This is a genomic window from Serratia sp. JSRIV004 (genome assembly GCF_019968705.1).
In the GTDB taxonomy this organism is placed as follows: Bacteria; Pseudomonadota; Gammaproteobacteria; order Enterobacterales; family Enterobacteriaceae; genus Chania; species Chania fonticola_B.
Map to the genome: position 1 here is coordinate 558,620 of NZ_CP074140.1, position 17,185 is coordinate 575,804.

The 17,185-nt window shown below is 49.6% G+C and carries 21 protein-coding genes; 8 read left to right on the top strand and 13 right to left on the bottom strand.

Annotation, left to right across the window (positions count from 1 at the left end; genetic code table 11):
* Positions 1–7: 7 nt before the first annotated feature.
* Entirely contained in the window at positions 8–1,012 is a 1,005-nt protein-coding gene (gene fbp, locus KGP21_RS02475; protein ID WP_029711176.1) for a class 1 fructose-bisphosphatase, read from the bottom strand.
* A 170-nt stretch (positions 1,013–1,182) separates the two neighbouring features.
* Between fbp and mpl the strand changes: the two genes are divergently transcribed.
* Positions 1,183–2,562, top strand: a complete 1,380-nt coding sequence (gene mpl / locus KGP21_RS02480) for a UDP-N-acetylmuramate:L-alanyl-gamma-D-glutamyl-meso-diaminopimelate ligase (RefSeq protein WP_024483358.1) — start codon at positions 1,183–1,185, stop codon at positions 2,560–2,562.
* Positions 2,563–2,774: 212 nt separating this feature from the next.
* Here mpl and yhcN (KGP21_RS02485) read toward each other — a convergent pair whose 3' ends face one another.
* From yhcN (KGP21_RS02485) to argR, 3 genes are all read right to left on the bottom strand, one after another.
* Positions 2,775–3,038 (bottom strand): peroxide/acid stress response protein YhcN, encoded by a 264-nt coding sequence (gene yhcN, locus KGP21_RS02485; RefSeq protein WP_021179031.1) that lies wholly within the window; start codon positions 3,036–3,038, stop codon positions 2,775–2,777.
* Positions 3,039–3,171: 133 nt separating this feature from the next.
* Entirely contained in the window at positions 3,172–3,435 is a 264-nt protein-coding gene (gene yhcN / locus KGP21_RS02490) for a peroxide/acid stress response protein YhcN (RefSeq protein ID WP_021807531.1), read from the bottom strand.
* Between the two features lie 403 nt (positions 3,436–3,838).
* Positions 3,839–4,309, bottom strand: coding sequence for a transcriptional regulator ArgR (gene argR / locus KGP21_RS02495; RefSeq protein WP_021179033.1), 471 nt, complete (start codon positions 4,307–4,309; stop codon positions 3,839–3,841).
* A gap of 465 nt (positions 4,310–4,774) precedes the next feature.
* Between argR and mdh the strand changes: the two genes are divergently transcribed.
* Positions 4,775–5,713, top strand: a complete 939-nt coding sequence (gene mdh, locus KGP21_RS02500) for a malate dehydrogenase (RefSeq protein ID WP_021179035.1) — start codon at positions 4,775–4,777, stop codon at positions 5,711–5,713.
* Between the two features lie 62 nt (positions 5,714–5,775).
* Here the strand turns inward: mdh and KGP21_RS02505 are convergent, their stop codons facing one another.
* Positions 5,776–6,036, bottom strand: a complete 261-nt coding sequence (locus KGP21_RS02505; RefSeq protein ID WP_071783710.1) for a helix-turn-helix transcriptional regulator — start codon at positions 6,034–6,036, stop codon at positions 5,776–5,778.
* Between the two features lie 181 nt (positions 6,037–6,217).
* On the opposite strand from KGP21_RS02505, the gene KGP21_RS02510 reads away from it, so the two are divergent.
* The 5 genes from KGP21_RS02510 (at position 6,218) to KGP21_RS02530 (ending at position 9,498) form a co-directional block, all read left to right on the top strand.
* A complete protein-coding gene (locus tag KGP21_RS02510; RefSeq protein ID WP_037376544.1) occupies positions 6,218–6,574 on the top strand; it encodes a DNA-binding protein in 357 nt (118 codons plus the stop codon).
* Positions 6,575–6,874: 300 nt separating this feature from the next.
* A complete protein-coding gene (locus KGP21_RS02515) occupies positions 6,875–7,138 on the top strand; it encodes a hypothetical protein (protein ID WP_223537054.1) in 264 nt (87 codons plus the stop codon).
* A 13-nt stretch (positions 7,139–7,151) separates the two neighbouring features.
* The gene (locus tag KGP21_RS02520) at positions 7,152–7,391 is read left to right on the top strand and encodes a DinI family protein (protein WP_223538493.1); all 240 of its coding nucleotides are present in this window, start codon (positions 7,152–7,154) and stop codon (positions 7,389–7,391) included.
* A 476-nt stretch (positions 7,392–7,867) separates the two neighbouring features.
* Positions 7,868–8,992: an ImmA/IrrE family metallo-endopeptidase gene (locus tag KGP21_RS02525; protein WP_223537056.1), complete on the top strand. Its 1,125-nt coding sequence runs from the start codon at positions 7,868–7,870 to the stop codon at positions 8,990–8,992.
* Entirely contained in the window at positions 8,989–9,498 is a 510-nt protein-coding gene (locus KGP21_RS02530) for a DUF4411 family protein (protein ID WP_223537059.1), read from the top strand. Before KGP21_RS02525 ends, KGP21_RS02530 begins: the two co-directional genes overlap by 4 nt.
* A gap of 140 nt (positions 9,499–9,638) precedes the next feature.
* On the opposite strand, the gene KGP21_RS02535 is transcribed toward KGP21_RS02530, so the two are convergent.
* Positions 9,639–10,994: a hypothetical protein gene (locus tag KGP21_RS02535; RefSeq protein ID WP_223537062.1), complete on the bottom strand. Its 1,356-nt coding sequence runs from the start codon at positions 10,992–10,994 to the stop codon at positions 9,639–9,641.
* A gap of 108 nt (positions 10,995–11,102) precedes the next feature.
* Here KGP21_RS02535 and KGP21_RS02540 point away from each other — a divergent pair, with 108 nt between their 5' ends.
* On the top strand, positions 11,103–12,125 hold the full coding sequence (locus KGP21_RS02540) for an acyltransferase (protein ID WP_223537065.1): 1,023 nt from the start codon (positions 11,103–11,105) through the stop codon (positions 12,123–12,125).
* Positions 12,126–12,165: 40 nt separating this feature from the next.
* On the opposite strand, the gene KGP21_RS02545 is transcribed toward KGP21_RS02540, so the two are convergent.
* Genes KGP21_RS02545 through KGP21_RS02575 form a run of 7 tightly spaced genes read right to left on the bottom strand, consistent with a single transcriptional unit; the run spans position 12,166 to position 17,179 of the window.
* Positions 12,166–13,131, bottom strand: a complete 966-nt coding sequence (locus KGP21_RS02545; protein WP_223537068.1) for a hypothetical protein — start codon at positions 13,129–13,131, stop codon at positions 12,166–12,168.
* A complete protein-coding gene (locus KGP21_RS02550; RefSeq protein WP_223537070.1) occupies positions 13,118–13,291 on the bottom strand; it encodes a hypothetical protein in 174 nt (57 codons plus the stop codon). Before KGP21_RS02550 ends, KGP21_RS02545 begins: the two co-directional genes overlap by 14 nt.
* The gene (locus KGP21_RS02555) at positions 13,278–13,943 is read right to left on the bottom strand and encodes a DUF2612 domain-containing protein (RefSeq protein ID WP_223537072.1); all 666 of its coding nucleotides are present in this window, start codon (positions 13,941–13,943) and stop codon (positions 13,278–13,280) included. Before KGP21_RS02555 ends, KGP21_RS02550 begins: the two co-directional genes overlap by 14 nt.
* Positions 13,940–15,133: a baseplate J/gp47 family protein gene (locus KGP21_RS02560; protein WP_223538494.1), complete on the bottom strand. Its 1,194-nt coding sequence runs from the start codon at positions 15,131–15,133 to the stop codon at positions 13,940–13,942. Before KGP21_RS02560 ends, KGP21_RS02555 begins: the two co-directional genes overlap by 4 nt.
* On the bottom strand, positions 15,130–15,483 hold the full coding sequence (locus KGP21_RS02565) for a hypothetical protein (RefSeq protein WP_223537074.1): 354 nt from the start codon (positions 15,481–15,483) through the stop codon (positions 15,130–15,132). The genes KGP21_RS02560 and KGP21_RS02565 overlap by 4 nt, the downstream gene beginning before the upstream one ends.
* Positions 15,480–16,235 carry a Gp138 family membrane-puncturing spike protein gene (locus KGP21_RS02570; protein WP_166734364.1) on the bottom strand — a complete coding sequence of 252 codons (756 nt, stop codon included), beginning with the start codon at positions 16,233–16,235 and terminating at the stop codon, positions 15,480–15,482. Before KGP21_RS02570 ends, KGP21_RS02565 begins: the two co-directional genes overlap by 4 nt.
* The gene (locus KGP21_RS02575; RefSeq protein ID WP_223537076.1) at positions 16,232–17,179 is read right to left on the bottom strand and encodes a hypothetical protein; all 948 of its coding nucleotides are present in this window, start codon (positions 17,177–17,179) and stop codon (positions 16,232–16,234) included. Before KGP21_RS02575 ends, KGP21_RS02570 begins: the two co-directional genes overlap by 4 nt.
* Positions 17,180–17,185: the final 6 nt, after the last annotated feature.

Here is a 17,185-nt window from a genome sequence, read left to right on the forward strand (position 1 = left end):
TAACTCGTTACTGGTCCGGGAAATCAGCAATAAAGCGTTCGGCGTCTTCTACCATCGATTTGGTGCCGACGAAGAATGGCGCACGCTGGTGCAGTTGTTGCGGCACGATATCCAGAATACGGTTTTTACCATCGCTGGCTTTCCCACCGGCCTGTTCAGCCAGGAACGCCATCGGGTTGCATTCATACAGCAGACGCAGCTTGCCCTGTGGGTGGCTGGCGGTGCTTGGGTAGATATAGATGCCGCCCTTGAGCAGGTTACGGTGGAAATCGGCAACCAGTGAACCGATATAGCGTGAGGTATAAGGGCGCTGGGTGGCTTCATCCTGCTCTTGGCAGTATTTGATGTATTTCTTCACCCCGAGCGGGAACTTGATGTAGTTACCTTCGTTGATGGAATACATATTGGCTTTTTCCGGGAAGCGCACTTTCTCGTGGGAGAGGCAGAACACCCCCAGAGACGGATCGTAGGTAAAGGCATGCACGCCATAACCGGTGGTGTACACCAGCATGGTGGAGGAGCCATAAACCACATAACCGGCCGCTACCTGGGCATGGCCAGGCTGCAGGAAATCTTCTTCGGTGACTGGCGTGCCAATCGGGGTGATGCGGCGATAGATAGAGAAGATCGTCCCGACCGAGACGTTCACATCAATGTTGGACGAGCCGTCCAACGGATCCATCAACACCACATACTTGCCATTTTCAGCTCGCTCGCCGTCGAAAATCACGATCTCGTCTTCTTCTTCCGACGCGATGCCTGCAACTTCCCCACGAGCCTTCAACGCGGCTTTCAGCTTTTCGTTCGCGAACAGGTCCAGCTTCATCTGAACTTCGCCCTGAACGTTGGAAATGCCGTTAGTCCCCAAGATATCAACCAAACCCGCCTTGTTGATATCACGATGAATGATTTTGGCACCCAGTTTGATGGCAGAAAGTAATGAAGTCAGCTCACCGGTGGCGTGAGAGAAGTCGTGTTGTTTCTCGACGATAAATTCGCCTAACGTTTTCATGACACAATCCCTGAATCTACGGATGGATAGCGGCTTGTTAACATACCGCCAACGTTTTCGTCAGCAGTGTAGCCCAAAGCAACTTGCGATTCATAGGCAAATCCATTTCTTCTGAGCGATTCTGAGCGCTAGAATAGGCAGTAAATCGATGCACTAACATGAGAAACCTAATGCGCATACATATTCTTGGGATCTGCGGCACCTTTATGGGTGGGCTAGCCATGTTGGCTCGTTCACTGGGGCATGAGGTGACCGGTTCAGATGCCAACGTCTATCCTCCGATGAGTACCTTACTGGAAAAGCAGGGGATCGATCTGATCCAGGGTTACGATCCTGCCCAGTTGGATCCGGCTCCTGATCTGGTAATTATCGGCAATGCCATGAGCCGTGGTAATCCTTGCGTAGAAGCGGTGCTGGAACAGAGCATTCCTTACATGTCTGGCCCTCAGTGGCTGCATGATTATGTCCTGCGCGATCGCTGGGTACTGGCGGTAGCGGGAACACACGGTAAAACCACCACCGCCGGGATGGCGACCTGGATCCTGGAAGCCTGCGGCTATCAGCCGGGCTTTGTGATCGGCGGCGTACCGGGCAATTTTGATGTCTCGGCCCGTCTTGGCGGCAGCCCGTTCTTTGTCATAGAAGCCGATGAGTATGACTGTGCCTTCTTCGACAAACGCTCCAAGTTCGTTCATTACTGCCCGCGCACGTTGATCATGAACAACCTCGAGTTCGATCACGCCGATATTTTTGACGATCTGAAAGCCATCCAGAAACAGTTCCACCACCTGGTGCGCCTGGTGCCGGGCCAAGGCAAGATTATCCTGCCGGAAAACGACACCCATCTGAAACAGGTGATGGCAATGGGATGCTGGAGCGAACAGGAATGGGTCGGGGAAGGGGGCGCGTGGCGTGCACACAAACTGACGACGGATGCCAGCCATTACGAAGTGTTCCTCAACGGCGAGAAGGTGGGCGAGGTTAACTGGGCACTGGTGGGCGAACACAACATGCATAACGGCCTGATGGCGATCGCCGCTACCCGCCATGTTGGCGTACAGCCAGCCGATGCCTGCCGTGCGCTGGGAGACTTTATCAATGCCCGCCGCCGTCTGGAATTGCGTGGTGAAGCCAATGGTGTCACGGTGTATGACGACTTTGCCCATCATCCCACCGCCATTCTGGCTACCTTGGCGGCGCTGCGTGGCAAAGTGGGCGGCACCGCACGCATCCTGGCCGTGCTGGAGCCGCGCTCAAACACCATGAAAATGGGGATCAGCAAAAACGATCTGGCCCCCTCACTGGGCCGTGCCGACGAAGTGTTCCTGTTCCAGCCTCACCACATCCCGTGGCAGGTAGCGGAAGTTGCCGAAGCTTGCGTTCAGCCCGCGCACTGGAGTGCCGATCTGGATACGTTGGTGGAGATGATTGTGAAAACCGCGCAGCCGGGTGACCATATTCTGGTGATGAGCAACGGCGGGTTTGGCGGCATTCATGACAAACTGCTGGCAGGGCTGGCTAACAAGGCCGAACCGAAAGAAACCTACTGACGTTTAGTTAAACGGGCGCCGCATGCGGCGACCCTACCACTATGAGGCCGCTGATGCGGCCTTTTTTGCCCCCATAAAAAAGCCCTCGCGAGCGAGGGCAATGGGGTTCGTCGGATAGGACGACGATAATTTCCAAGATACTGGCGTTTACCTGAGAACTCGGCAGTGGCAGTGACGAGGGTAGTCAGTTCAGTAAGCGCGACCTTGGATTTTTACTTGTAGATTTCAGCCGTTGCGTGCCAGTTGCCATTTTCATAGGCTTCGATCACACGGTAGGCTTTGGCCCCTTGCTGGTCCGCTTTATCAGACAGCGCCTGACGGATATCAGAAGGTGCGCCACCCACGCCGCTAGCGGTGATGGTGCCGACAGACTGCAGATTGCTGGCTTGGGCATCAGTGACCAGGTTAGCCGCAGAAGCACCGAAAGAAACGGCAGACAGCAGGCTAAGTGCAACGAGAGTAGTTTTCATGTTCATAGTACTTGGATCCTTAATCGTTCAGAGATAACGGCCTGGAAGGGCTTTACAGCGTTTTTTATACTTGAAGGCGGTTATCTACTTGGTTTTTTACCAGAGAGTTGTCGTGCAATGCTCAGATAACATCTTGTACTTATTTGTAAATCTCGGCGGTAGCGTGGTAGTTGCCTTCATTACGAGCTTCGATCACGCGGTAAGCGGTCGCGCCTTGAGCATCGGCTTTGGCAGACAGTGCCTGACGGATATCAGAAGGTGCTGCACCGACGCCGCTCACGGTGATGGTACCGGCAGACTGCAGCTTTTCAGCCTGCGAAGCATCAATGGATTGTGCTGCGAATGCACCGAAAGACAGCATGGACAGCAGGCTAATTGTCGCTACAGTAGTTTTAATTTTCATGATTTATCCTCTTCGTATTCTTTTATCAGTTCCAATGAACTGTGATTTACGTCACGAAAATGAGTATACATCTAGTAACGGCAAAAATTAATAGCTGGCTAACAGTTTCTAGTGAAACTTTATTGGGGTGGCCGTTACTTTTAATAACCTAATGGAATAAAAAACGGCGATAAAATGCACTTCTGATGTTAAATTTATGTAATTTCAATGAGCTAAGTGCTTTTGACTAAAAGTGCGGAAGCTTCCAGTCACTATCACCAGTCACCAAGAAATGTCATTGAAATGTGCTGCAGGTCGGCTTATTGGCAGTTTTAAACGTGGTAGGCAGCGCTGGAGAAGTAAACGAGGGGTTAATAAAGGGTGCACCGCCCGCGACGGAAAGCCGCAGGCTGTGCTGAATGCATCAAAGTTCCTGTTCGAACAAGGAGAGAATGGCTTCAAACAGTTGACGTGCGGTAAAGGAGCTGGCCGGAGTGACAAAAATCGTATCGTCACCGGCAATGGTGCCCAGGATCCCTTCGGATTTGCCCAGTGAGTCCAACAGGCGGGCAATCAGCTGCGCCGCACCTGGGCTGGTATGGATCACCACCACCGCATCGTTATGGTCCACGTCCAGCACCAGATTCTTGAGCGGGCTGGTGGTGGTAGGGACACCGAGTTCAGCCGGGAGGCAGTACACCATCTCCATTTTTGCATTACGCGTGCGTACCGCCCCGAACTTGGTCAGCATGCGTGATACCTTGGACTGGTTAATGTTCTCGAAGCCTTCTTCTTGCAGCGCCAAAACGATCTCGCCTTGAGAACTGAATTTTTCTTCTTTCAATAACGCCTTAAACGCCTTGATCAGATCTTCCTGCTTTGCGGGATTACGCATTTTGCACCGTGGAATGTTGGTAATAGAGCTGATTATTATGCATATAAATGCATTTTTATGCAATATGGGGGCCATCTGGAAAATCAAAAATGCCCAGACAGAAAGGCAAGAGCGCGATTTTAACAAAATCCGATGCTCATGAATATGCCCTTTCGGTGCGGGAAGCGAGTCAGCTCTCCGGTAACGAAAATGTTATTAAAATGATGTTGTTCTGATGTTACGTAAGGGTGTAATGTAACCGCCGGTTAACGCGATCGTGAAAAGCTTGGCACTATTTTCGATTAGTGTGCGCTATGCCCTTAATGCATAAGCGATTTACTTTAAAATGCTCGCAACATCGGCCATTTTATTGCGCCAGATCTAAAACCGACTGTTAAGAGGTTGTTTTTAAAGGCGTGATAAATTAAGGTCCGTGACCAAAGAATTCACGGCGCTTTTATATTTAAGATAATAAAGGAGTATAGGATGAAAGTTGCAGTTCTCGGTGCTGCTGGCGGTATCGGCCAGGCCCTCGCCCTTCTACTCAAGACCCAGCTTCCTTCAGGTTCTGAACTCTCCCTCTACGACATTGCCCCTGTTACCCCAGGCGTTGCCGTTGACTTAAGCCACATCCCAACCGCAGTTAAAATCAAAGGCTTCAGTGGCGAAGATGCAACCCCTGCGCTGCACGGTGCGGACGTGGTGCTGATTTCTGCTGGCGTTGCGCGTAAACCAGGGATGGATCGTTCCGATCTGTTCAACGTTAACGCTGGCATCGTACGCAACCTGATTGAGCAAGTGGCCAAAACCTGCCCGAAAGCCTGCATCGGTATCATCACCAACCCGGTGAATACCACGGTAGCCATTGCGGCAGAAGTGTTGAAGAAAGCGGGTGTGTATGACAAAAACAAACTGTTTGGCATCACATCGCTGGATATCATCCGTTCCAACACCTTCGTCGCGGAACTGAAAGGCAAACAACCGGAAGAACTGAACGTACCGGTGATTGGCGGCCACTCAGGCGTGACCATCCTGCCTCTGCTGTCGCAGATCCCTGGCGTAAGCTTTAGCGATCAGGAAGTGGCTGATTTGACCAAACGTATCCAGAATGCGGGTACCGAAGTGGTTGAAGCCAAAGCCGGTGGCGGTTCTGCAACCCTGTCTATGGGCCAGGCTGCTGCACGTTTTGGTCTGTCTCTAGTGCGTGCGCTGAGCGGTGAGAAAGGTGTAGTGGAATGCGCCTATGTTGAAGGGGATGGCAAATATGCCCGCTTCTTTGCACAGCCGCTGCTACTGGGTAAAAACGGTATCGAAGAGCGTAAAGATATCGGTACCCTGAGTGCCTTCGAGCAAAAAGCGCTGAGCGAAATGCTGGACGTGCTGCACAAAGATATCGAACTGGGTGAGAAGTTTATCAACAACTGATCCCTCAGAATGTGATGTTTTGATAAGCCGCCGGGCCGAATCCGGCGGCTTTCTTATGTTTATCATGATTTGATTCGACTTTTCCGATCTCGCAGATGATGGGTAAGCGGATCAAAATACCTGCTCGGCCAGATCTCTGCCGGATGTACGTTCAGTGCATCAGCAATCAACCACTCTCCCTTGGGCCAAGGACGTGACAACGCGTTGGCCAACGTCGATGAACTTAGCCCTGCCCCCCGAGAAACCGCTGCCAGAGTGGTACCTCTCTTCTTCAAAGCCGCGATGACGTCTGCTGGATGCCAATCTGGGTCCCGTGAATTCATATTTTCATTCCTTTTTTGATTAGAGAAAGTTCTGTTAGTGGTATAACTAACAGGTCAGTATTAATCGTTTGAACAACGTGAAGCGTTTATTCAGAAACTAGAATACCACCAAGTTTCCCAAAAATACCTTATGGTTTCTGAAAAATTTGTCTTGCCACACTATTGTCCCGAGATCATGGCTATGAAAAACGAGTGGTTTGCTGCCAAGGAGCTGATAGGCATCGCAGGATTACCGTCCTCTACACAGGGAATCAACCTAATGGCCCGGCGCGAAAATTGGCTCAGCCGTCGCCGCAAAGGCGTACAAGGCAAGGCGCTGGAATACCATATCAACAGCTTGCCTACCGGCGTCAAAAACTTGCTGGTATTGCGCGAAGAGCCTGCGATCTATGAGGCCGGGCGTCAGGACCCGCTGGCGGTGTGGGTCGAATACTATTACCAGCTTTCAGACAGTGAGCGTGGCCAAGTGATGGCGTTTTTGATGCGTGAAGGTATGGATAGCCTGCTGGCCTGGATTGCTGAAAAGAACAAACAGTAAATCTCCTCGGCCGATGTGCACTTAGTAAGGGGGCCGCATGCTGCTCCCACCAGGCTCCTTTCTGCGTCGCCTCTGTGTTTCCCTCTCCTTGTTTAGTAAGTATTTCTTGATTACGTGATTCAAAAGGCGATAACTAATTGTTTATGCGTTAGTTATCGCCACAATAATCAGTCAGCATCATCGAAATCTTATAAATTAAAATTACTGAAAAAACAACACATTAAAAATAGTTTTGCAGAACGTTTTTTCTTTGGATTACACTGTATGCATGCACAGTAAAACCTATAAGGCATCCTATCAATGAAACCTCAAGACGAACTCCAAGGTATGCGGGTGTTAACTGAATTCCAAACTGACCACAGCGCCTATGGCCAATTTGTATTGCTCCACTCTTCCTTCGCAGACACTATGGCTTCCGTCTGCCTAGCTAAGGCCACCGATTACCCAGATCAGCAGGTAATGATCCGCCTGGATGTCGCCAAGGCACTTATCCGTGAACTACAGAGACGCGTCGATTACATCGAAGCGGGCATTGAGCACAACGCAATCCATCTCGTAGATTGAGGATAAAACCATGCTGCATGTTGAAGTGATCATCGATAAGAAAAAGAAACTGCCACCAGGTGCTGCGTCTGCCTTGGCTATTGAACTGAACAAGCGCCTACAGCGAAAGTTTCCTGATGCTGTGGCCACTGTTCGGCTGGGTGGCATGGATGGTCTATCAGTAGGTAGGGCGACACCGGCTGACCGTGAAGCGATCGAGGAAATATTGCAGGAGACATGGGAAAGTGCTGAAGATTGGTTCCAGCCAGAATGAACCCGATCAGCAGTACCATTATTGAAGGGGTGCGGATTTACTACCCCACGGTAGCAGAGCCAATGCCAACACCGGATCCGAAACTGCCATCCTTTACTGTTCGGCCTGCAGGTGATTGGTATTGGCTTTATGCTTACCGTGATGGGGATTGGCACCTGGCTTATCGTCAGCCGCTATCTACCCCCTCTGCTGTCATCATTGCTGCTGTACGCTATCATTAAGGCGAGAAATCCTCCCGCTCACTTCGCTTGCAACCACTGAATGAAACTCCAGCATTTGAGAAGTTGAAGATCCGCCTTATCATACAGCTATCAAACCTGCCCAGTGGCCGGAAGATACGTTCGGGTAGAGGCTGGTTTTAGGCTGATTGTACTAATTCCTACAGTGCAAAACCGGAAAAAATGGATTGACGACCGATCACTGGTGCACAACAATGAACTTGTGATGGTGGGCGTTTTTTTAACTAGGTGATAGGTATGGCTCAGGCTTACATTAACAACAGGATGCTGACGTGGGCGCGTATACGCGCAGCCCTATCTATATCCTATGTTGCCGGTAAGATGAAAAAAAAACCTGAGGTCATTGAAGGATGGGAAGATGGATCTCAAAGTATTACTTTTTCTGAAGCGCAAAAATTTGCAGAACTAACTCACGTACCATTCGGTTTTTTATACCTTGATAAGCCGCTAGAAGAGAAATTGCCGATACCTGACAGAAGAACTGTGGGTAGCCGAGATGTTGATGTGTCTCTTGAGCTGAAAGATACGCTGAATGACATCATGACAAAGGTAGATTGGTATAAAGATTATGCAAAAGAGAATTACTTTGAACCGGTTGAGCTGGTTGGTAAGTTTGGAGCTACTGACAACGTTCATAATATAGTCCAAGAGATTAGAAATAAGTTAAATGTCACCATTCCTCCGAAAAAAGGTAAGTGGGAAGATCTACTCTTCTTGCTCATCAAAGAAATTGAGAGGAACGGCGTTCTTGTAATGAAGAATGGTGTTGTAAAAAATAACACTCACCGCCCTATTGACGTTAATGATTTTCGTGGTTTTTGCTTGGCTGATAAGTATTCCCCTGTCATTTTTATAAATAACAATGACGCAAAATCCGCTCAGCTTTTCACCTTGATTCATGAGTTGGCTCATATCATGATTGGTGAGTCTGGTATCAGCGATGTTTCTCATGCAACTGATTCAAAACAAGAAATATTATGCAATGCAGTTGCTGCTGAATATCTGGTTCCAGAGAGGATTTTCTGTGATAACTGGAATAATTATGATGACTGGACTGAGAATATACCCCATCTGGTCAATGTTTTTCGAGTCAGTAGATGGGTTATTGCTAGAAGAGCGCTAACCTTGGGATTCATAACAGAGGAAAGTTATGTATCTTTTGTTGCTAAGATCAACGATAAATCCCCTGGGGGTGGTGGTTCTTACCCAAGAACCCAAAAAGGAAGGGTAAGCGAAACCTTTGCAAAAGCAGTTGTCACGCAAGCTCTTGAAGGGAAAATACTCTTGAGAGAAGCGCAACGATTAACTGGAATTAGACCAAGTAAATTACTCGAATTTGCACAGAAGGAACTTGGGCTTTGACATACATTATCGATTCAAATATTTTCATCGAAGCCCAGAACACATACTACTGCCTGGATGTTTGTCCCGGATTTTGGGATTTTCTTGGGCAACGGTTTGAATCTGGTGAATTGGTAAGCATTCGCAATGTTTATGATGAAATTGCGCACAAAGATGATGCGATTTTTGACTGGCTAAAAGCAAGGAAACCTTACTTCGGTGCGGTGAGCGACGAGGCCACGCAAAGGAATTTTGCTGATATTGCAAATTACGTTCAAGTCGAATATTCAGCAAGAAAAACCAATAATCCCAACATCAATTCTTTCCTAAGTGTTGCGGATCCTTGGCTGATAGCTAAAGCGATGTCGACATCTGCAACGTTGGTCACGCATGAGATTAGAGCTGGGGCAGGCAGTTTTAAGCCAAAGATTCCAGACATCTGCGATAAGTTCGGTGTTAATGTAATAAGAACAAATGAGTTGCTAAGGAATTTACAAGTGCGTTTTATTATGGAAGGTGCCTTTTAAACTCCTAAACTCAAACCCGGCCCCCGAGCCGGGTTTTTTGTGCCTGTCGATCGTTACTCCTGCACCACCTGCACTAAATCCATTCTCCTGCACTTTATCGGCGCCCCTGCAATGGGCCGGGATTTCTCCCGGCGCTGCTATCACTCCTTGGGCTCTTCGGTCGGTGCTGGCGTTTCACTTGGTGCCTGTTCTTCGCCGACTTCCGGCTCAGTTACCCCCGGGGTGGCTTCCGGCACTTCGTCTTCCGGTACCGGCTCATACTCTGGCTCATCGCCGCCTGGCATCTCGACACGCAGATCAATCCAGCGACCGGCAGGTATGTCGATCGGCTGACCTTCCTTGTATCCGACCTTGACGTTCTGGGCGAACTTCGGCGCGGTAGAGTTAACCCGGTGGAACGTCTTGATCAGCAGGTCGCCGGTTTCATCAACTTCGTAATCAACCCAGACCAGAGGAAGCTTGTTGCGGTCTGTCGGGATTTCGATACCGCCATCCACCCCGCCCCACTCTGCATCAGCATTAAAGCCGAGAGTGCCAGAAATACGATAAACACCTTCGGAAACTCGCTCGGTCGTCACGCCCTGACTTTCGTCGTTGAGTTCGCACTGGCCATCACCGTACAGCTTCACGATCGGGGAAGCTTTTTTAATAAAGCCGTTGGCGTCTACCGTGGTGCTTGTGCTGTGCCATAGCGTAGACCATGCACCCCATGAGCTTGTTACCGCGTTTCGTACCCTCGCTGATATACTTACGTTAGCTGCGCCCTGCACAAATGTCATCTGCCAACGCGAGCCAGAATCATAACCTCCCATTACTCCGGCGTGGGCCGCTGCGCTGGGTGATCCTGTTGTGTTTTGAGGGATACTAATAAATCGATTAACTCCAGCATCGTTTATTGTCGTAGCATCTAATTTAACAGGACTGTTTGAGCCAAACCCATAATCACCAACTCTCATAGCGTTTGATAATGAGTTTTCATCCCACATTACTTTCCAGCCCTGGAATACCCCATTTCTACAAACATTACGATATACCTGGTCGAACGAACTAGGTGCGGTGATAAGTGCCGTGGCAAAAACAACCCCCTGAACTACGCCGCTTGATGTTGATGCCAGCGTCCAATCGAGCATGTATGCCGTATCAGTACGCGGCATACCTTCGCTTCCCGCCCACGCTACATACTTCCCGCTCATCTGCGATTTAACTGCATTGAGAGTGTCAACGAGAGGCATTGCAGGGGTAACGCCTCCTATACCAAACTCGCCTTTTTTCACCGCGTTGGTCAGCGTTGCGGCTGCGTTGTTTTCGCTTGTCCTTGCCGCCATTGCCGAGGCTGCCGCATCATTACTAAACTTCCAAGCTCGGTCAGCAGAAGTCGCTGCGCTATCTGCCGCCTGGCTACTTGATGCAGCATTTGCCGCATCGGCGGTGCTGCGTGGACCTAACTCGACATTAGTCCCAACAACGTTATTTACTGGTAATCCTTCTGATGACATAACTAAATTCTCCGAAATAGTTGCACTTGATGATTGACGGAAGAGTAGCCCTAAGCGACGATACGCAGAGCTATGCTAAAATTTTTGGTTGAGGTCGGTATTAAATGAATGAGCGAGTTAACTATGCTTAAAGAACATTCCGGGATGAACTTGCTGCGCGTTATTGCTGCTTTTTTGGTAGTTTTCATCCATGTTTCCCCAGAAGCATTTAGCGTCATGAGTAACCACTGGTTCGGCATAAACATTGCTGCTTCGGCCTCAAGAATATCCGTACCATTATTTTTTATGCTTTCTGGATACTTTGCATTTAACAGCAGTAGCAAAAACAAAGGCTTAAGTGATTTTTTGATAAAAAAAACGCATCGACTCTTGGTTCCGTTAATTGCATGGTCTATTTTCTTTATTTTCTATAATAAAACTGAAATAAACTATAAGACATTGTTCGAGTTATTCACAACTGTCCCTGCCCATTACCATCTTTGGTTTTTCTATACTTTAATACCAATGGTATTGCTAACACCATTCCTATCTTACATTGTTGACAATATAAACAAGAATCAAATAACATACTTTATATTGTTATGGACGTTTCTTTCTCTTACCCCCTCATTCATACAGGCATTAATATACTTTACCAATTTAGAAAACCCAGTCATGAAAGTAGGCAAAGCTCAATTATTTATTTCCATGCTAGGTTATTACTTGCTGGGGGCTTTCTTTAAAAAGATTAACACTCAAATAAATAACATTACATTGTTAACAAGCTTCATCACATCCACCCTTATGACTACTCTATCGACGTACCTTCTTTCTAGAACTCTGGGTTACCCCTCTCAAGGCTTTTTTGTTTATTACTCGCCATTGATTGCGATCGCATCTATATCGATTTTTTTATTATTCACAAAGCTAGAAATAAAAAACCTAAAAACATCATTACTTATAAAGAAAATTTCGGCGTTAACTCTAGGAGTATACCTATCTCACCCCATTATCATTGACTATCTTAAACCAATTATTTTAAAATCTGATACGGCGGCGTCCCTTGTTTTTATAACATTTCTTGTTTTTTTAATTTCCGCAGTCATAACACTATTTTTATCAAAAGTTCCGTTAATTAAGAACATCGTTTAACCATAGCGCGTGGTTAATCATTTAGCCACGCGCCAAGGATTTATGAATATTCTCTGATAATTACAATTCCTGGGCTGCCATCCCCTCCAGGAAAGCCAGTATTTGATGTTGAATATGCACCGGCTCCAGCACCACCAGCACCGTAGTTTTTAGCAGGATATCCCGGTCTATTGGATGTCGGAGGGCCTCCAGTTCCAAACTTACTAGCCCCGCCGCTGCCGCCAGCTGCATTCAATCCACCAATAGCTATTCCATAATTCCCATTACCACCATTTATTTTTAATAAATTAGCCCCCGTCGAATCATCGGAAACCTGGCCTCCACCATTTATAAATGGTGGGGTTAACGGGGAGCCACCGGCCCCCGTATATCCGCCAAGACAGGAGATCAGGTTACCAGCGCTAGAAGCTCCACCTACAAGTCCGTAATTATTTCCTGCTGCGCCTCCTTTTCCACCTTCACCAACAGTTATAGGCATTGTTGAAAATCCTGATGTGTATCGCCCCATCCCGTAGGCACCAGCGCCTCCTCCGCCAGCAACGGCAGGATTAACACCGTTAGCTGATACACCGCCTCCGCCAGACCCAGCTCCCTGACATTCGATCTCAACAAATGATGTGTTACTAAGTGCTGTAAACTGTTTCGCATTTGCAGTAGTTGCACTGCCGCCATTAACTGAAACGTATTGCACGCCGCCCACGTTGGTATAAATGGATGTTCGCAGTAGCCTGCCGGATGCTTGTGAACTCAGTGCCGCCTCTAAATTGGTCTTGAGCGTGGCAGTGTCACCATTATCGAGCACATCCTTACCGCTGTTATCGGCAATAAATTGAGCCACAACGCTCGCGATCACTGAAGCCTGACGCCAGGTTTTGTTAAAATCTTTTGACTTTGCAACGCCAGAGACAAACCCGGAAGCACGCCCAGGCAACGCCTGATACTCATCATTTGTTAAGACGTTGGCATTTACCCCAATACCGAACGGTAAAAATTCATTCTTCGCCATTTTTTTCTTCTCCTGTTTTTTCTTTGTCCCACTCACCCTTATTAAAGCCAGCTACCTGACCGTCATCCCGATCAAATCCAAAAACGGGCACATTCTCTTTATCGTCCATTTTTATTTCCTCAAGGTTGTTTACTGGTTTATTAAAATCAACTCTTTTCAAGCTCAATCCCCCAAGAGCCTGTATCAAGCCCCGCGATAAATTCATTATCGATATCCAGACCAAATAACCGGCCCGGTTCACTCGTAATAATGTAACTTTTGATGCCGACCGTTGACGGCTTCACGTCTAAGTAGCCCTGCGCGATAACCGCTTTCATTACTGCCGAAATATTCTCTCCGGTGATATAAACACTCATCGTCATGTCAAAGTTATCAACGGCAAAGATCCGCGTTTTCTGGTCGGGGAATATCGCCTGATAGACGTCGCTCAGGGTTTCCGTTGTACCGTCCCAATGGTTCGCAGCGATTTTGGCGCGCAGAATGGTGCGGTAGGTGTCGTCATCCAAAACAGTAAGGCCACCTGCCTCGAATTCGCCTTGCCACACACCTTGATCAAGTCCTACTCCTTCGATATCCAGGGAGAAGTAGACACCCTCGATAGGCGTCTTGATGGTGCGCCCAATGCCAATCCACAGCCCCACAGCGTCCAGTTGCACACCGATAGCGAAGTCCAGATCAAAGTCAGTGACCTGCTGAGTTAAAGCGTTCTGGATATTTACGAAAGGTTGAGTGATTAAGGATATATGGTCGTAAAACTTCGGCTTGTGTTTGTGGTAGGACGTTATTAAGCGCTGGTATTTCGTTTCGCTCATGCCGTCACCACCACGTTTATATTGTTGCTCTGACAAAGTGCAACCTGGTTAAAGGCGATTGGCACGTTAGCTGGCGACAAGCTGCTGGCCGCTTTGCCGATCTGTAGGTCGAGAATGTCATAAGTCGCACTGTCAGCGGCACCGTTAAGATTCGCGGGTAAAAACAACCTGTGCAGGAACACCGGGTCGCCTATTTCTATCTCATTGATGTAATCCACGATGGCGGCTTTTATCTGGTCGCCCACATCCGAGGTATACCCTGGCAACGCTTTAATCTGTAGCCGTGCGAAAATCTGTACGCCAGTAGGGCGGAAGAAACTGATCGGATGCACAATCCCGTAATTGTCGGTCACCGGGATCGTCGTCGTGCCGAACGTCCCGCCGCCTGGGGTTTTCTTTGTTGCGATAGTTTTCGCGATAGCCGCGGCGTCTCCACCATCGACAACAAGCGAGATCGAATGCGCTGGCAGCCCGTTAGCGTCAATGACGGATGTGTCATTCTCGTAGCCGCGATGGCGCTCTACGCCTGACAGTGAAGCTACTGCGCCCATAATACCGTCAAGCACGGTAAGCGACGGCAGCGCTACAGATATCGCCTGCCGCTGGCGTAGTTCCGCGTCCGTTTCCACCGGGCGCCCAGGTGTAGCGGCTGCCGGGTTCGTCACTGTTTGCCAGCCACGCGTCGGCGTGCCGATCACCGTGATTGTGCTTGGCGGGGCCACAATAGCGCCGTCAATCTGGCATATTGCCGTAGCCGTGTAGGTTCCGTTTGTTCCGATCGCTACGCTGGCAGGTAGTGACCAGGATATGCCGTTACTATCACGCACTACACCGTTAGTGATCTTGGTACCAACCTGCCCTACGATCAGAACGTCGGCTGTTGACCGGCTGGCCGGACTAACCGATATGCCGTTGATTTTAACATTCGACGCCAGCGCTGCTTTCTGAGCGGTTGCGGGGCTGAATGAGTTATAGACGGCGATCGCCGTATTGTTTGCGTCATGGATCCCAAGCGCGTAGATAGCCAACATCTGGCCGTCTTTGCTGTCTGGCTCCAGGTAAACGTCATCACCATAAATCTGCTGAAAATACCCGGTCAGCGTGTTGAGGATGGTCTGGTAATCAGGCGCGGTGATGCCGCTCGCGGTCACGGTGGCCGCAAGCCCAAGCGTATTGAGATTTAGCATTATGCCTCGCTGGTTACAGTCGTTTCGCCGTACAGCGTGTTGATGGTAGCGGTGAACACGACTCTGCGCGTATCACCGTTATATTCGGTGGTGAACTCAAGGATTTCGGTAACGCCCTGGGTACCAAGGATGCGCTCACGTACGGCCATGTTATAGGCTGAGGATTTGTGTTTGCCGAGGATGGCTTCGCGGTATGGGGTACCCACAGTGACATCGAGGAACCATTCACCGGTCCATAATTCGAACCGGGTTTTTACTGCCTGGGCGACCGCTTCCGGGGTGTTCGTCAGAAACGTGTTATCACCCTGGCCAAACGTGTAATCGCCGTTCTCGTCCTCTTTTCGGTATCTCATTGAGGTTTCCCCGTGCTACCGCCACCGGTTTGAACACCGCCGTGCGTGTGGCCCATTAAGCTCTTGCCACCTGCTGTCACGTCATTGGTGACCTTCACCGGCCCCTGCATCGTCGCCGTTCCGCCGCTGGTACCCATCCCCTGCGCCAGATTACCGTTGATCGTCACATTGCCGTTAAGCACGATTTCAGGGGAGTTAATCTCGGTACCGCCCAAGGCGCTCGCCGTCAGTTTGCCAGTGGTGGTTACGTTCACCGCATGGCTGCCCGGATCCAGTTCGATAAATGCCGCCCCATCGTCGGTACGCAACTGCGCGGCGCTGGTGCTGATGCCGCTGATTTTCTGCGCCTGAGACTGCGGGCCAACTCGCGCAAAAGCGTCAGCAAGATGATGCTGTCGTGGATCAACAGGCTCTTGTACCCCGCCGTTCTGCCACCAGTAATCAATGCAGCGATCGGCAAATTCCACAACACACTCGTCACCCGGCTTAATCGGGAATGTCAGCGTAACGCCGCCACCGCGTGGGAACTCTACAGGTACATCCACCAGCAGCGGCAGCGCTACTGATACGACAGAGCCGTCAGCCTGCCGAACAGGCGCTTTTACTGCAGGCTGTATCGTGGCGGTGACAGCATCCGGATCGAATGATTGGATAATACCAGGACAAGCCACGCGCAACCCGGTGCTGAGTGCGTCTGTCAGTGCCTTGTAGACCAGTTCAGGGGAGTCCTGCCGTTCGTTGTTCGTTATCATAATGGCAACGCCCTTACGTTAGATTGACTCATCAGCCCCGCGCCACTTTTCGCAATACAGATGATGTCCATATACCACTCGTTACCACGGGTATCACCGTAATAGCTGATGTTTTTGGCAATATAGTCGCCGTCCATATCCAGAACCGCCGGTTGCTGCAAAGAAGCCCCCGCTGTGCTGCCGGTGGCGATCTCCTGGCTGGAAAGCCCCACCAGATTGATAGATTTGTTATCGAGGCGGATTAGCGTATCGAGCTGGATATTCGGGTTTATCAGACAACGGACATTGATCCCGCCGTTTATTGTCTGCTCTGGCATACCAATCAGGCCCGTCTGTGCGTTCAACACAATGGCATCGGCCAGATAGGTATTCTCAGGCACCATCTGCAGGCGTCCATTCTCATAGCGCCACGTTGCCCGGCACTGCGCGGCCAAGCTGGAAACCTCATCCCGGTGCATGCCGAACATCGGTTTACCCCTCGGGGCTTTAGTGTCAGCAAACTCTGGTGTAGCACCTGCAACAATGTCGTAAACCCCGATCGGTTTCATCAGCGCTGTGTGAATGTCCTGCTGCGTGTAACCAGCGGCCAGCGTGGTGTTTATCACCCCGTAGTTGTGCGCCTGGTCGGCATCAGCAGCCTGGATCACGATATAGGTATCAGTCGGATTTTCGCGGCCCGTGTAGGAATACTGGATTTGCCCGGAAAATATCAGCCCAAAGTTATCCTGATACCCGGCAGAAAAACGGATTTGGGTAAACTCGTTCCGCCGGATCCGGTTGTTAGTGTCTCTGCTCAAGTTATAGATTTTGAACATGCCGGTAGCGGGGTAGCTGATGTCCGGGCGACTGATGTTAAAGCTGATTTTTAGCCCGGACAGCTCGAGCCCGTCACCCGCATCGTTCGCCACGATCAGGCTGCATTTTCGCATCCAGTTTGTTGACATATTTCA

What these genes read in the sequence shown, in the direction of transcription:
- fbp (WP_029711176.1), bottom strand. Translation starts at nt 1,012, where the DNA reads ATGAAAACGTTAGGCGAATTTATCGTCGAGAAACAACACGACTTCTCT.
- mpl (WP_024483358.1), top strand. Translation starts at nt 1,183, where the DNA reads ATGCGCATACATATTCTTGGGATCTGCGGCACCTTTATGGGTGGGCTA.
- yhcN (WP_021179031.1), bottom strand. Translation starts at nt 3,038, where the DNA reads ATGAACATGAAAACTACTCTCGTTGCACTTAGCCTGCTGTCTGCCGTT.
- yhcN (WP_021807531.1), bottom strand. Translation starts at nt 3,435, where the DNA reads ATGAAAATTAAAACTACTGTAGCGACAATTAGCCTGCTGTCCATGCTG.
- argR (WP_021179033.1), bottom strand. Translation starts at nt 4,309, where the DNA reads ATGCGTAATCCCGCAAAGCAGGAAGATCTGATCAAGGCGTTTAAGGCG.
- mdh (WP_021179035.1), top strand. Translation starts at nt 4,775, where the DNA reads ATGAAAGTTGCAGTTCTCGGTGCTGCTGGCGGTATCGGCCAGGCCCTC.
- KGP21_RS02505 (WP_071783710.1), bottom strand. Translation starts at nt 6,036, where the DNA reads ATGAATTCACGGGACCCAGATTGGCATCCAGCAGACGTCATCGCGGCT.
- KGP21_RS02510 (WP_037376544.1), top strand. Translation starts at nt 6,218, where the DNA reads ATGAAAAACGAGTGGTTTGCTGCCAAGGAGCTGATAGGCATCGCAGGA.
- KGP21_RS02515 (WP_223537054.1), top strand. Translation starts at nt 6,875, where the DNA reads ATGAAACCTCAAGACGAACTCCAAGGTATGCGGGTGTTAACTGAATTC.
- KGP21_RS02525 (WP_223537056.1), top strand. Translation starts at nt 7,868, where the DNA reads ATGGCTCAGGCTTACATTAACAACAGGATGCTGACGTGGGCGCGTATA.
- KGP21_RS02535 (WP_223537062.1), bottom strand. Translation starts at nt 10,994, where the DNA reads ATGTCATCAGAAGGATTACCAGTAAATAACGTTGTTGGGACTAATGTC.
- KGP21_RS02540 (WP_223537065.1), top strand. Translation starts at nt 11,103, where the DNA reads ATGAGCGAGTTAACTATGCTTAAAGAACATTCCGGGATGAACTTGCTG.
- KGP21_RS02545 (WP_223537068.1), bottom strand. Translation starts at nt 13,131, where the DNA reads ATGGCGAAGAATGAATTTTTACCGTTCGGTATTGGGGTAAATGCCAAC.
- KGP21_RS02555 (WP_223537072.1), bottom strand. Translation starts at nt 13,943, where the DNA reads ATGAGCGAAACGAAATACCAGCGCTTAATAACGTCCTACCACAAACAC.
- KGP21_RS02565 (WP_223537074.1), bottom strand. Translation starts at nt 15,483, where the DNA reads ATGAGATACCGAAAAGAGGACGAGAACGGCGATTACACGTTTGGCCAG.
- KGP21_RS02570 (WP_166734364.1), bottom strand. Translation starts at nt 16,235, where the DNA reads ATGATAACGAACAACGAACGGCAGGACTCCCCTGAACTGGTCTACAAG.
- KGP21_RS02575 (WP_223537076.1), bottom strand. Translation starts at nt 17,179, where the DNA reads ATGTCAACAAACTGGATGCGAAAATGCAGCCTGATCGTGGCGAACGAT.